The following is a 13,976-nucleotide window of genomic DNA, read 5'->3' as shown; positions in this document are numbered from 1 at the left end:
ATGACTTCATCAGGTCTTTCCTCAAGCAAAGATGATGAGTGCTTCTCAAAATACGAGGAAGTTTTTTTATTTTCAACGTGGGGAGACCCCGCCGAGTGGGAAAGCAAGAATTACTGCATAGAATGCATAATAAATGAAAAGAAAACTAAAAAATGCCTCCAATCCTCACAAGAAAAGTTCTTTTCTACGACTAGAAGTATTATAAATATCCTTCCCACGAATATCCTGGATAAAGATAAAATTTGCATTTTCCTACAGGACACTCTCTTGATTAACCATATAATAGAGCCGAAAATAGAACTGAAGAAAAAGATAGAATATTGGTGGAGGGATTCTCAGGACAATATAAAGCATCGCAAAGACCTTTTTGAAAGTATTCTACGATACATCCTGAATACTGAAGCTTTTAAAAATGACTTTAGAAAAAGTTCAAAGATCAGTATTAAAGATAAAGAAGATGCCTCTAAAATATTTAAAATACTTCCCGGGACAGTTTCCTATAAATATCAATCTAAATCTAACTCCAACTCTAACATTACCTATTTGTTTATTTGGCGTGGCGACGATTTCTTCTCTTATATTCTCGGAGGCATTCTAGCCTATGCAATGGATAAATTGAGACTTTCCAGAAAAAACAATATTGCTGTAATTTATGATACATCTCATGGGGTCAACTATTTTGCTCTAGCGCTTGAAGAAGCTATACCTCTCGCATGTTCGTTGCTTGCCCTTCAAAAAGCATTTACAGATACGCCAGAATATCAGATACATCTATTTCATTATAATTCACAACCCCTCATATCTGTCTCTAAAGCTTCGAGTACTCCCTCAATTTCACTTGATCTAGTCTCATATAAGCAAATGAGATTCTACAAGAAACAAGGCTTCTTCGTAAATAACGGAGTCTTTTTCGATACGTTGAGAACAAGGATTGAGAGCATACTCTCCCAACAGCGATTTGAAGACATATATAAGAGACTACACAATAAAGTACCCGGTATAGATACATGGGAACAAATCCTAGCCACTGCACTACTCTTTGTGAGGGGTATTCTTCCCTGGGCACTTCACATAGCTAGATTCACAAAATTAAACAAAAACGGTGAAGACTTGTCGATCGAAACTATTCTCAACCAGGCGATTGAGCGACTAGAAACTTCAGAAATAGAATTTACGAGAAATAAAGGAAACTTCGAGTATATAGCGACGTATAGATGGAATAAGCAGGGAACACCAGACATAGATGCCATCACGTTGCTTTCTTTAAGTGCTATATTAAAAGAGGCATCCAAGAAAATCTTAGCGTCGTGCGATTACACAAATGAAATCATAAGTGACTTAGAAAAGAGCCCTACATACTCTAAGGACCACAGTACAGTGGTAGACGTTCATGAGATATTTAAAGCAGAAAGCTGCTCCTCTATTGAGTTAGACAAAATAGCTGAACTAGCAGAAAAAGTCTACTCAAAACCCTTCAGCGTTATTGCTAGGACAGAGATCGAGAGAATAAAAAGTTATTTCGACAACACAGCCAGCGAGAAGCCGTCTAAATATTATGAGTGTTGGGCACTCAAAGATTTCCAAATCTACATTCCCAAGAGTGGTCAACCAGAGGAAAGAGATTTCTATGCACATTTAGGGCTAGTAAGAGGAACCAAGCACTCAATAATACAAAGAAGAGGGGACAATGACTATAAATTAATTCTTGGCACATATAACGACATTGTTTCCTATCTTAAGCAGTGGGGAGCATAGCTAGCCATGAAGGAACGAAGCAAAAACTTACCCCAGTTACTATAAAATTTCTTAGCACATAATAATAAATAACTTTAAACTCTTTTCCCCCAGCTGAATTCCAACCTTTGCAATTACCCACTTTTCATCCTGTCTACCGACTGTTGCTTTTTCGCCTAGCTCCACACATATAGCCAGGTCACTACAAAGATATATAAAGATATAAAATTTAAAATGAATCGAGAACTTCATCAAAAACAACGCATACTCAGGCAACAAAATAATATTAAAGTTATTTTAAATAATAACATAGTTATCACAGCTATTTTAAACAGAGAAAAACAAAAAGACAAAGTTATCACTAAAATAACATAATTATTACCAGAATCCTCGACAAAAAACTCAAGCCAAAAACGCAGACCTCACATCTAAGCCAAAAAGCCCCTCACCAAAAAACTAACCACTGCCCCTCCCAGCCTCACACTAAAATTCCCCTGCCATTTTCACGGTCAAAAAGTCACGCCACCTACAACCGCATCGCGTGCACTCCCTATCAGAGACGCAACTCCAACCAAGACGCATAAACAGCATAGGAAATTTAAAGGACTCTCTACCTCGTCTAAAGCTAAAATTTTTGAAGAAAAGAGAAAAACAGAGATTTTTCCATCGTGATACGAGGTAGGAAGAAAGGGTTCCCCTAAAAATCTCTGTAGAAATGTTTTCCAAGGGAAACTATAGCGTTTTAAGGGAAGAAGACTTTTTGTAAAATAAAGTCTTCCCTAACTTCTCTTCTCGATCTATATCATTTATAAGTCACAATTGGAAAACTAAAACAAGATAATGTGTTCTATGGAAAACTTTGACATAAATACACTTTCACACAACAGAGAAACAAATAAATAACACCAATACAAAATAATCCCCAAGGAAACGGTATCAGAAAAGAATGAATTGAAAGTCGCTCATTTCCCGCTCACCTTTTCTAATAATTTGACATGTATCAGAAAAGAATGAATTGAAAGTTCGGAAAGCTAACGCTCTTACCCTTGATAGTAATACCAAGTATCAGAAAAGAATGAATTGAAAGAATATAAGAGTGCGCACACTATACGCAGTAGAAACAACAGACGCAAAAATCCAAATACCCCTAGTAATCATAGGGCTCCTCGACTCCACCGGCGACACCCCCTCAAGGCTACTAGCTAGCACCCTCGAATACGTGAAAACATTAGGCCTCAACATAGGGGGAAGAAAAAGCCCCGGCCTCGGGCTCCTCGCCCTACAAAAAGCAGAAATATACGCCTTCCAGCCAGGAAAAGACCAAGACCAGCACGGCGAGAAGCTTGCATTCCCATTCAGCGACAAACCCATATCGATAGAGGCCTTCATAGAAAAACTAAGATCTACGTAGCAATCCAGCCGAAAAACAAAGCCAAAAAATCTATAATATCTTTTTTAAATTCTGCTAAGTATTTTCAGATATTCTTGAACTTTGCCCCTATTATACTTTATCTTTGAGACCGTCCACCTGTCAGCTTGCCTCGAAACTACAACTTTTTCAATTATGGTGTAGGAGAGCCCAGCGTGTGCCGAAATGTTCCTAGCATTGTTCTCGTCTATTACCTCCTCCTTCTTGAAATTCCTAACTTTTTCTTCTACATCATTCAAAATATAGATGCACGGCAACTTGCTCTTCTTTTGTTCTAGCTCCTCAAATGCATGGAAAAGACTGACATCTACCTCGACCTCGTTCTCTCTCAAAACTAGGTGTTGGGCTATGCCCCCAAGCATGGCCTTATTTTTGTCGAACTCGTTTAGACAGTTCTGGAATGTCCCAATGAATGTGTCCAGTTTTTGTTTTTCACGCTTTGCTATTAACGATGCATACTTAAGCCCCGCCTCCTGGAGCCTCTCAGCAACACGTTTAAGGTATTCTGCGAGGTCGCTCTTCGCCGCATCCACGCATAAGCCATTACTTTTTCCTCTCTCGTCTTCGGCGAGCCTCCTAAGGACACTATAAAGGATGCACTCTAGCACCCTAGCTGTCTCGGGAGAGGGGTATGTAACGACTTTCTTTACATCGTCCTTCTCTGGCTGGTCTTCAATCTCGCTACAAGGGTCACTAGTAAAGCTTTCAAGGAAGCTGCACAGGCTGTAACCAAGCCTCTCCCCATTCTCGTCTAAGGCGCCGGGAAAAGTCAACGCCACCGCGGCGTTCTCTAGGAGCCTTGTAAACGTCTCAAGAGAGACAAGCGCCTCGGCAACCCTCTTGGAACCCTTTACTGATGCCTTCCTTAGCTCAGAGATACTCTTGGAGCGGAACAACAGGATGTCTCGAGCAGCCATTGCGAACTGAAGGGCATTCGACAAGAGTGTAACATCCAATATGCCCAGGCTCTGCGGATTAGAGGCCTGCTGGGAGGTAGCCTGTGGAACAGGTTGCACAGCGCCAAGCTGTGCTGGCTGAGGGGACTTATCAGTTCTCTGGGGCTTGGTAGGAGGGCTAGGCGGCTCGGAGTTAAAAATTACTAGGTTTTTTTCCTTCCCCGCAACGATCGCGCTAGTCATGGCCGCATAGAGAATGGCAGTCGTCTGATAGTTAATCCCATGAGTAATGTCTACGACTAGAAAAGTATGGTCGTCTGCCAGCCTTTTATATATCTTCATGAATGCCTGTGTGAAAATATGTGTTGGACTACCCCTGTACGATAGACCCCCATACGTGCCGACTCCAGGAGTAACGACAACTTCAATCCTCTCCTTTATCTCCTCTTTTATCTCCTCACAACACGTAGAACCCTTGACAAATTCCTCCAGACTATTATCATAAACATTCAATGCATCGTTGCGAATATTTTGTGAAGAGACACTAGCAACAGTATCCAAACCAAAAACAACACCATGAACATCGAGCCCCGCACTAGACAACAGGCACAAAAGAGACACCGTAGAACTCCTACTCCTGCACTCTAGCTCCCTGGCCCCCTCGCCAAGAACCTTCCTCAAGCCAGGGTGCTCCAAGCTCTCAACAGACAGACGGTAGCTAACTTCATCCCACCTCCTCGGATCACCCCAAGAAGCAACAACAAGAACCTTGGACTTTTCACTCATACCTATATAATCCCATCAAGCCCTATATAAACATTCACAACAAACAATGGCAAAAAAGCCACAACCCAAGAACCAACACCCGACGCATTCGGCTCAGACCACCGACACCAGGGCATATCTATAATAAACGATCAGTGATAATAATAACGTTATCCTAAATAATAACATAGTTATCACAGTTATTTTAAACAGCGAAAAATAAAAATAACAAAGTTATTATCAATAATAACAAAATTATCATAAAATCACCCATAACAAGGACGCCAACATAGCTAGTCCAAAAACCAGCCAAAAACACCCCCACCGAAACCACCACAACCTCCAAACATCAAATAAACAGCCCCTTCATCAAACAGTAGGCCCAACCAAAGGCACACAGACACCCCTAGAAATTCACGTGTCGCTCCTATGAGTATAACTCAAATAATATTGAAGAAAAGTGAAAAACAGAGATTTTTCCATCGTGATACGGGGTGGGAGGAAATAGTTCCCTTAGAAATCTCTGTAGAATCGTTTTCTACGGGAAACTTTAACGCTTTACGGGAAGAAGACTTTTTGTAAAATAAGTTCTTCCCTAGACCCTCTTCCCATTCCATATCATTTACAGTCAACAATGAAGAAACTAAAGAAAAATTAATACTTCCAATGGGAAGACCCTGCACAAAAACACTTTCACACAAAACCAAAACAAATAAATAACACCACAACAAAATAAACCCCAAAGAAACAGTATCAGAAAAGAATGAATTGAAAGATATGCGATGAGACGTAAGAATCCACGGTGGGTTATCATCATAGTATCAGAAACGAATGAATTGAAAGGTGTAGAGCTTGACACTCTGCCTCGCCTTCTCAGCGAATTGTATCAGAAACGAATGAATTGAAAGTTTGTAGATATGATTTCATTCATTTTCTTCACTATATCGCTGTATCAGAAAAGAATGAATTGATAGGCTTTTTCCTTGAGAATCTTGTTCAGTCTAGATTTGTTCTGTATCAGAGAGGAGTGGTTTTTTGGGTTCTGGGGGGCTTATGATTTTGTGTTTGAAAGTTGCTTGCATGGGGGTGGCTTAAATTTCTAAAAGCTTGGGGGTGGAATTGTGTTTAAATCTGGGAATAGAGGTCTGGATACTGGGAGGGGTGGGAGCGTGTGGGTTGAGGGCATCGTGAGGCCGGTTAGGGTGTCGAGGTACTATGTTGGTGGGGCTCAGGAGGTCTTTAATGTCTTGTTGGGGGAGTTTAGGGCCCTAGAAACTATGTGGGCGATTGTTGAGGCTAGTTTTAATTCTGGCAACTAGTGGTGGGAGTACCACTTCGCGGTTACTAGTGGGGAGGACGGCTTGACAAAGGAGCTTGTAGGGGCTGTTGAGAGGATTGCCTGGAGGCACGGGTTAAAGTATGACTATGTTATTGTTGCCGATGAGAAGAGGTACGTGTATATGTACATAACATTCACTTCCCGCGAGTAGCTTTTCTAGCCTGGTAAACGTGTGGCTCCGACAAGACCACGTGAGCCTTCGATGCTTTTTCTGTGTAGCGTTGTTGGTGTTTTTCGTGCCTTGTGTCTGGTGGCGGCGTGTATGCAAAAAGCTTAATAAGTGTTGTTTATTGGTAGCTTTTTGTAGTCATGGTTGGTGATGTATAGTGGCTAAGGGGCATAGACCGCGTCGTGGTTCGCGCGCGTATCACCCGAGGAAGAGAGCACGCAGTATAGTTGGCAGGGTTAGGAGGTGGCCTACTGGGCGCGAAGGCTTCTTGGGGTTTGCAGGCTACAAGGTCGGCATGCTCCACGTGATAGGAGTCGAGACGCACAAGTTTAGCCCGTTCCAGGGACAGGAAGTAGTCTACCCAGCAACGGTGATCGAGGTCCCGCCTCTAAAGGTTCTGGCCGTCAGGGTCTACGGAAAGACGCCGGGCGGCAAGAAGGCCCTATGCGAGGTGTGGGCCAAGGACTTGCCAAAGGACCTTGAGAGGGTCTTCACTGTGCCGAAGGAGCAGGCAAGCCAGGAGGAGCAGATGAAGAAGCTGGAAGAGGTCAAGGACAAGATAGCAGAGGTAAGGGTCATAGTGGCTACGCAGCCAAGGCTCGCGGGCCTCGGCAAGAAGAAGCCAGAGGTATTCGAGATAGCTGTCGGCGGCCAGCCGGACAAGGCCCTCCAGCTCGCCCTCGAGAAGCTCGGCAAGGAGCTCACAGTGGCTGACGTCTTCAAGGAGGGCGACTATGTCGACGCCATAGCCGTGACGAAGGGCAAGGGCTTCGCCGGCTCGGTCAAGAGGTTCGGCGTAGAAGAGATGCCCCGCTGGCACAAGCACAGGAAGGGCCACAGCAGGATCGGTAGCGTGGGCCCACAGAAGCCCTCGATAATGTTCTACGCGCCGTTCCCAGGACAGCTTGGGTTCCACCAGAGGACAGAGTACAACAAGAAGATCCTCAAGATCGGCGACGCCTCGACAGTGAAGGAGATCAACCCGCCGGGAGGCTGGAAGCACTACGGCCTAGTAAAGAGCCAGTTCATAATCATTGAGGGCAGCGTCCCAGGGCCTACGAAGAGGCTCATAAAGCTGAGGCACGCAATTAGGCCAGGCAAGGTCACGCCTGTGCCACAGATAACCTATCTAAGTACTGCCCAATGGCAGGTCTCGGGGTGAATAGGCAGTGACGCAGACAGCTAAACTATTAGAGGTCCCCGTCTACAACTTGAACGGGGAGCCAGTAGAAAAGATAAAGTTGCCAGCCTTCTTTGCGTCCCCGATAAGGGTCGACCTCATCAGGAGGGTCTACCTGGCCCTCTTCACGTCTAGGCTACAGCCAAAGGGCACAGACCCACTAGCGGGCCTAAGGACAACCGCGGAGAGCCTAGGCGTAGGGCACGGCATAGCAAGGGTTGCACGCATAAAGGGCGGCATGAGGGCCGCACGAGTAGTCCAGGCGGTCAAGGGCCGCAAGGCTCACCCGCCCAGGGTAGACGAGGTCATACACGAAGAGGTAAACAAGAAGGAGAAGCGTAAGGCACTGTTGTCCGCTATCGCGGCTACGGTGGTAAAGGATCTTGTCCTCTCTAGGGGCCACGTTGTCCCAGACAAAGAGTTGCCCATCATCGTAGCGGACGACTTCGAGAAGATATCAACGGCAAAGGAGCTGAGGGAGGCGCTCGGCAAGCTCGGCCTCTGGGAAGACGTAGAGAGGGCACAGGAAAACACGAGGATTAGGGCTGGCAAGGGCAAGATGCGTGGGAGGAGATACAAGAAGCCCAAGAGCCTGCTAATCGTTGTTGGCGAGAAGCAGGGCGTAGAGAAGGCCGCGAGGTCCATGCCTGGCGTGGACGTTGTCAGGGCAAGCGACCTGTCCGTCCTGCACCTGGCCCCGGGCGGGGTTCCTGGGAGGCTCACCTTATATACTGTTTCTGCCGTAAAGGTTCTGGAGGAGAGGCTGAAGGACGAGGTGCTGTATAAATGAGTAGCAGTAACACGGGTAAAAAGGGAGACATAGGGGTAATAGTCAAGCCCCACCTTACAGAGAAGACTCTACAGTTGATCGAGAAGACCAACACCCTTACATTCATAGTTGACAGGCGTGCTACGAAGGACGAGATAAGGAGGGCCGTAGAGGCCATGTTCGGCGTAAAGGTCGAAAAGGTCAGGACACTGATAACTCCGCTTGGGCAGAAAAAAGCTTATGTAAAGCTCGCAAAAGAGTACTCCGCAATGGATATAGCGAGCAGGATGGGTCTAGTCTAGGGTGGTGATGAATGGGTAAAAGGCTACTCGTACAGAGGAGGGGCCGCGGCGGCAGCGTGTTTAGGAACCCCGGCTGGAAGAGGATAGCACCTGCAAGGTACCCGCCATACAACCCAGAAACATTCAAGGAGAAGGTCCTCGTAGGCGTAGTCAAGGACATTGTCCACGAGCCGGGCAGGGGCGCGCCACTAGCAATTGTAAGGTTCGAGGACGGGACAACAATGTACATGGTACCCCCAGAGGGCCTAGCAGTCGGCCAGAAGATATACTACGGCGCAAAGGCTCCAATAGTCCTAGGAAGCATAACAGCCATAGGAAACGTGCCAGAGGGAACAATAGTCTCAAACATCGAGCTGAGGCCAGGAGACGGAGGAAAAATCGCTAGGAGCAGCGGCGCATACGCCCTAGTCCTCGCGCACTCAAACGGTAAGACACTCATACAGTTGCCAAGCAAGAAAGTAAAAGAAGTAGATAGCGAGGCAAGGGCAACCATCGGCATGGTCGCTGGAGGTGGCAGAATAGAAAAGCCACTCCTAAAGGCAGGCAAAAACTGGCACAAGTCAAGGGCCAAGTCATTCAAGTACCCAACAGTACGCGGCAAAGCAATGTCTGCATACGCCCACCCAGCAGGCGGAGGATCACACCAGAAAGGACTAACCCCAGCCCCCAGAAACGCCCCACCAGGCAGAAAAGTAGGACACATAGCACCAAGAAGAACAGGAAGAAAGAAGGGAACATCAAGAACCCCCACACAGTAAGCCCCCTTATTAGACATTTCTCCCTTTATCCCTCCACCGTTTTCTTCAAATTACCCAACCAGATAACCTAGCCAAATCGCCAGCCAAATCCCACACAAAAACAATTGCTCAGCCAAAAACTGCATAGAAGCCCAAAGGATTCTCCTCCATGCCTCGCCAAGCATCACAACCAAAACATAGAAAATATACATGGCATTACGTCAAGTCCACCTAACTGTCTGACCTAAAAGTTATTTATGAAGTTTCTCGTTGGGAAGGTTATTTTAAAAAGAGATTACGGGAAAAATTCCCGACCCAAAACGGGGCATTCTGGGAAGCTTCCCTGGTGGGAAGTTTCAGAAGCTTCTAATGTGTAATTTTGAGTGCTAGGGCAGTTTTGCAGACTTCTTCAAAAAATCAAACGTTAAACATATAAACCCCTCATGGGCAAAACAATTCGGATGCAACTCAGAAAGAATTGAAAGTCCGAACGTGTACCTCTACTCTTCAACAATAAGACACCGTTCGATGCAACTCAGAAAGAATTCAAAGGTAGGAGTTTGTTGAGCCATCCACGTGTAAACGTGTCTGGATGCGCACTAGGTAGGGCTTTCTCTAGAGATTGTTTTGGTGGATCGCTTGTTTGATTTCTTGAAGAAATTAGGGGAGAAAATACATGGCGTAGAAGGTTGTTGGCTTATCTTGATATTGTTCTGAGTAGTGTGCTTTCTAGTTTTGTCGCTGTTCCTCCTCCTATTTTGCCCTTTATGTCTCTCATGACTACGGTTTCTATGAGCATTTTGCTTATGTATGGCATTTTGCCGAATAGTAGCCTGTTTTCCCAGACCATTAGTGCTGTGTTGTAGCCTACTGAGACGAGGCTTTTGGGCTTGGACGCGAGGAATATTGGCTGGTGTGTGTATGTTGGGTCTTTTCCTTCAAGCTGTTGGGCTATGTTTTTGGCTGCCGTCTTGCCCTGTAGTATTGCTTCTTCCGCCATCTTCATTGCGTAGTCAGAGTCTAGGGCGAAGTGGTTTATGTCGCCGACTGCGTATATGTTTGTGTAGTCTTGTAGCTGTAGGTTTGGCTTCACGGCTATCCATCCACGCTTAACCGTTTTCACTGGCTGGTCGAAGGCTATGCTTGGGGCCTTTACGCCTAGGCTCCATATCACCAAGTCGCAGTCCAGCGTTGTCGAGTCCTCAAGCTTTAAATGGTTGCTCGACGCCTCTACGACGCCGTTGCCCTTGATTATCCTTACGCCTTTCTGGGACAGGAACTTCTCTATTATCTCCGAGGCCTTGGGCCTGTTCAGCGTGGGCATCAGGTAGGGCATCTTCTCTACTATCGTGACGTTTTCTCCGCCAAGCACCTCTGCAAGCTCGCCGGCAACCTCGACGCCCGTGAGGCCACCGCCGGCGATGCACACCCTACACTTGTCTCCGTGCTTCTTCAGCTCCTCCTGTATCCTGAGGTAGTCTTCGAGCCTCCAGGAGGCAAGCGTCTGCTCGGCGCCCGGTATGTTGTAGTACTCCGTCGTCGCGCCAACAGCGATTATGAGGTAGTCATAGGGGACCCTGTCGCCGTTGCCAAGTACTACGGTTGACTCCCTTATCGAGACACCCGCGAACTCGCCCTGTATGAACTTGGCGCCCAGCCTCTTAGTGATCTTCTCAAAGGGCTCCGTGAGGTCCTCAACGGTCTTCTTTTTTGACAAGAGGTATGGCAGGGACGGCAGATACGCGAACATAGGGCTTCTGTCTATCAGTGTTACCTCGTGTCTCTTTGTTACGCCTAGCTCTGACAGTGTCTTAAGTGCATAGAAGCCGCCGAATCCTCCTCCAACGACTACGATCCTTTTTTCGCTCACAAATAGTTATAGCTAAACAGTAGAATTAATTTGTTTAAATAATGCGTATTATATATAACGTTTTATATGTTTCCCAGTTAACTAGGTAAGCCAGCCCCTCCAGGTCTTCCCCTAATAGCCAAAACCATGTCTCCATTCAGTGGCGCCTCAGCGTGCCTAGCCAGGAAAACAGTGGCTCTGCACAAAAAATTTAAATCACTAAAAAACATTTCCTTGAGGTATACGTGAGGGGATAGAGTTGGAAAGCAGTCTAAAGTTTACGTATCGGGGCTACACGATCGACGAGCTACGGCAGATGCCGATAGAGAAGCTTGCAGAGCTCTTCCCAGCCAGGCAGAGGAGAACACTCTTAAGGATCTTCAAGCAAAAGACCAGCGAGGAGCACCTCAAGCTTCTCGAGAAGATAAGGAAGGCCGAGGAGCTCGTAAGCAAGGGCAAGAAGCAGCCGACCATTAGGACCCACCTGAGGGACTTCATCATCTTGCCAGAGATGGTCGGGCTAACGATACACGTCCACAACGGCAAAGAGTTTGTACCAGTCGAGATAACGCCGGAAAAGATCGGGCACTACCTCGGAGAGTTCGCGTTGACGACAAAGAAGGTTGAGCACGGAGAGCCAGGCTTAAAAGCAACAAGGTCATCAATGTTTGTGGCCTTGAAGTAGGTAGCGGGTGGACGCCTTGTCGCAGAACACAAAGGTATTTAACTTCCTCGTGGACGGGGGCAAGGCAACAGCCGGCCCACCCATAGGGCCAGCCCTCGGCCCACTTGGACTAAACGTGATGCAGGTAGTCAAGAGGATAAACGAGCTTACAGCCGACTATGCCGGGATGCGTGTACCCGTAAAGGTCATAGTCGACGTTGAAAAGAAGACCTTCGAGGTGGAGGTCGGCACACCCACGACTGCCGCCCTGATCGTCAAGGAGCTCAAGGTTGAGAAGGGTGCCCACCAGCCATCCAAGGAGACAGTCGGCAACCTGTCCATGGAGCAGGTGATCAAGATCGCCAAGATAAAGATGAAGGACATCGGCGCCTCAAGCCTCAAGGCGGCCGTAAAGACTGTCGTTGGCACAGCCCAGAGCATGGGCGTGACTATTGATGGTAAGCCCCCCAAGCAGGTTATAGAGGAAATCGAGAAGGGTCTATACGACGAGCTTATAAAGAAGCATGAGGGTGAAGCAGGATGAGTACACAGGTTGTTAGCCACCTGGGAGACCTAAAGGAGGGCATAAAGCAGGCCCTAGCCTCCTCGCCAAAGAAGAGGAAGTTCGAGCAAAGCGTAGAAATGGTCGTCGTGCTCAGGGACGTAGACGTCAAGAAGCCCGAGAACAGGATAAACACTGTCGTCGTGCTTCCATACGCGCCCCCGAAAAAGCTCGCCAAAGTAGCCGTGATTGCCAGCGGAGACCTAGCACTGAAGGCCAAAGAGGCCGGCGCAGACATAGTCATAGACAAGGACGAGCTCAACAAGATAGCCAACGACAAGAAGGCCCTGAGGAAGCTCGCAAAGAAGTACGACTTCTTCCTAGCATCGACAGACCTTATGCCCCTCGTGGGTAGGATCCTAGGTAAATACCTGGGTCCACGCGGCAAAATGCCACAGCCGGTTCCGCCAAATGCCCCCGTAAACGTGCTAATTGACCGCGCAAAGAAGTCTATAAGGATAAGGATAAAGGACCAGCCACAGATCGCCTGCAGGATAGGCACAGAGTCCCAGCCAGTCGAACAACTGGTCGAAAACGCCAACGCCGTGCTAAGCGAGATACTCAAGAAGTTCTCCGCTTCAAACATTGGCAAAATATATTTCAAGCTGGCTATGGGTAAACCTGTTAAGATTGCTAGAGAGGGTGGCAAAAAGTGAGCATACAGAAAGCCGTAACGGTTAAGAGTAGCCCGGCACGCCAGAGAAAGGCGAAGCAGCTAGAAGAATACGTCAACGCACTACAGCAGTACCGCTACTTCCTAATAGCATCCATCACTGGGTTGCCGGCATCAGTCCTAAAGCAGAGCAAGAGCCTCCTCAGACAGGACGGCTCCCTCCTCAAAGTAGTAAAGAACACTGTGTTCCTCATAGCCCTCGAAAAGGCTGGGAAAAACCCAAAAGAAGCAGAGCAGTACCTCAAGGGCCAAAACGCCGTCATATTCACTAACAAAAACCCATTCTCGATAATATTCTTCCTCGACAAGCAGAAGATAATGCGCGAGGCCAGGGCAGGAGACGTTGCGACAAACGAGATCGTCCTACCGGCCGGAAACACGGGCATACCACCAGGCCCAATGATCAGCAACTTCAACAAGCTCGGCATACCGACAAGGGTCCAGGAGGGAAGCATCTGGATAGCCAAGGACACAGTCGTGGCCCGGCCAGGAGACGTTATATCGCCTGAGCTGGCAGAGCTACTGACAAAGCTAGGGCTGAAGCCCATCGAGAGCAAGCTACAGATAAAGGCAATATACCTAGACGGCCGGATAATCTCTCCGAAGGACGTAGAGCTAGACGTAAAGCTCTGGAGGGACAGGCTCTCCAGCGCCCATACACAGGCATACAACCTAGCGTTCAACGCCGCTCTGCCCTTGCCACAGGTGCTCCCAGCCATAATTGGCAAGGCCCACATGGAGGCCATCGCCCTCGCGGCGCAGGCAGGGTTCCCAGCCAAAGAAGCAGTCCCAATGATACTGGCCAAGGCAGAGGCACAGGCAAAGGCCCTCTACGAGAAGCTAAAGGCCATAAAGCCCGAGCTCTAAGGCATCCTATACTTTTTGCTCGCATATTTTATATATCTGTT

General features: G+C 47.3%; 14 protein-coding genes. 12 read left to right on the top strand and 2 right to left on the bottom strand.

Going from position 1 to position 13,976, the window contains the following annotated elements:
- Nucleotides 1-1,755, top strand: coding sequence for a hypothetical protein (locus N186_RS01965; RefSeq protein WP_020962099.1), 1,755 nt, complete (start codon nt 1-3; stop codon nt 1,753-1,755).
- Between the two features lie 1,075 nt (nt 1,756-2,830).
- Nucleotides 2,831-3,145, top strand: a complete 315-nt coding sequence (locus N186_RS09425; protein ID WP_148681976.1) for a hypothetical protein — start codon at nt 2,831-2,833, stop codon at nt 3,143-3,145.
- Between the two features lie 44 nt (nt 3,146-3,189).
- On the opposite strand, the gene csx1 is transcribed toward N186_RS09425, so the two are convergent.
- Nucleotides 3,190-4,845, bottom strand: coding sequence for a CRISPR-associated CARF protein Csx1 (gene csx1, locus N186_RS01955; RefSeq protein ID WP_020962097.1), 1,656 nt, complete (start codon nt 4,843-4,845; stop codon nt 3,190-3,192).
- A 1,100-nt stretch (nt 4,846-5,945) separates the two neighbouring features.
- Between csx1 and N186_RS01950 the strand changes: the two genes are divergently transcribed.
- The 6 genes from N186_RS01950 to N186_RS01930 all read left to right on the top strand — a co-directional run bounded on the left by N186_RS01950 (nt 5,946) and on the right by N186_RS01930 (nt 9,341).
- Nucleotides 5,946-6,143, top strand: coding sequence for a hypothetical protein (locus N186_RS01950; protein WP_020962096.1), 198 nt, complete (start codon nt 5,946-5,948; stop codon nt 6,141-6,143).
- Nucleotides 6,144-6,185: 42 nt separating this feature from the next.
- Nucleotides 6,186-6,314, top strand: a complete 129-nt coding sequence (locus N186_RS09860; protein WP_276114282.1) for a hypothetical protein — start codon at nt 6,186-6,188, stop codon at nt 6,312-6,314.
- Nucleotides 6,315-6,486: 172 nt separating this feature from the next.
- Entirely contained in the window at nt 6,487-7,494 is a 1,008-nt protein-coding gene (locus tag N186_RS01945; RefSeq protein ID WP_148681975.1) for a 50S ribosomal protein L3, read from the top strand.
- Between the two features lie 7 nt (nt 7,495-7,501).
- Nucleotides 7,502-8,302: a 50S ribosomal protein L4 gene (rpl4p, locus tag N186_RS01940; protein WP_020962094.1), complete on the top strand. Its 801-nt coding sequence runs from the start codon at nt 7,502-7,504 to the stop codon at nt 8,300-8,302.
- Nucleotides 8,299-8,583: a 50S ribosomal protein L23 gene (locus N186_RS01935; protein ID WP_020962093.1), complete on the top strand. Its 285-nt coding sequence runs from the start codon at nt 8,299-8,301 to the stop codon at nt 8,581-8,583. Before rpl4p ends, N186_RS01935 begins: the two co-directional genes overlap by 4 nt.
- A gap of 11 nt (nt 8,584-8,594) precedes the next feature.
- On the top strand, nt 8,595-9,341 hold the full coding sequence (locus N186_RS01930) for a 50S ribosomal protein L2 (RefSeq protein ID WP_020962092.1): 747 nt from the start codon (nt 8,595-8,597) through the stop codon (nt 9,339-9,341).
- Between the two features lie 676 nt (nt 9,342-10,017).
- On the opposite strand, the gene N186_RS01925 is transcribed toward N186_RS01930, so the two are convergent.
- Entirely contained in the window at nt 10,018-11,190 is a 1,173-nt protein-coding gene (locus N186_RS01925) for an NAD(P)/FAD-dependent oxidoreductase (RefSeq protein ID WP_020962090.1), read from the bottom strand.
- A 295-nt stretch (nt 11,191-11,485) separates the two neighbouring features.
- Here N186_RS01925 and N186_RS01920 point away from each other — a divergent pair, with 295 nt between their 5' ends.
- From N186_RS01920 to N186_RS01905, 4 genes are read left to right on the top strand one after another with little or no spacing between them, the layout of a single operon-like run.
- Nucleotides 11,486-11,854, top strand: a complete 369-nt coding sequence (locus tag N186_RS01920; protein WP_020962089.1) for a 30S ribosomal protein S19 — start codon at nt 11,486-11,488, stop codon at nt 11,852-11,854.
- 16 nt (nt 11,855-11,870) lie between these two features.
- A complete protein-coding gene (locus N186_RS01915) occupies nt 11,871-12,377 on the top strand; it encodes a 50S ribosomal protein L11 (protein ID WP_052885618.1) in 507 nt (168 codons plus the stop codon).
- On the top strand, nt 12,374-13,051 hold the full coding sequence (locus N186_RS01910; protein WP_020962087.1) for a 50S ribosomal protein L1: 678 nt from the start codon (nt 12,374-12,376) through the stop codon (nt 13,049-13,051). Before N186_RS01915 ends, N186_RS01910 begins: the two co-directional genes overlap by 4 nt.
- The gene (locus tag N186_RS01905) at nt 13,048-13,935 is read left to right on the top strand and encodes a 50S ribosomal protein L10 (protein WP_020962086.1); all 888 of its coding nucleotides are present in this window, start codon (nt 13,048-13,050) and stop codon (nt 13,933-13,935) included. The genes N186_RS01910 and N186_RS01905 overlap by 4 nt, the downstream gene beginning before the upstream one ends.
- Nucleotides 13,936-13,976 lie beyond the last annotated feature (41 nt).

This window comes from Thermofilum adornatum (assembly GCF_000446015.1).
GTDB lineage: Archaea > Thermoproteota > Thermoprotei > Thermofilales > Thermofilaceae > Thermofilum > Thermofilum adornatum.
This window is presented reverse-complemented; position numbering and strand designations above follow the sequence as displayed.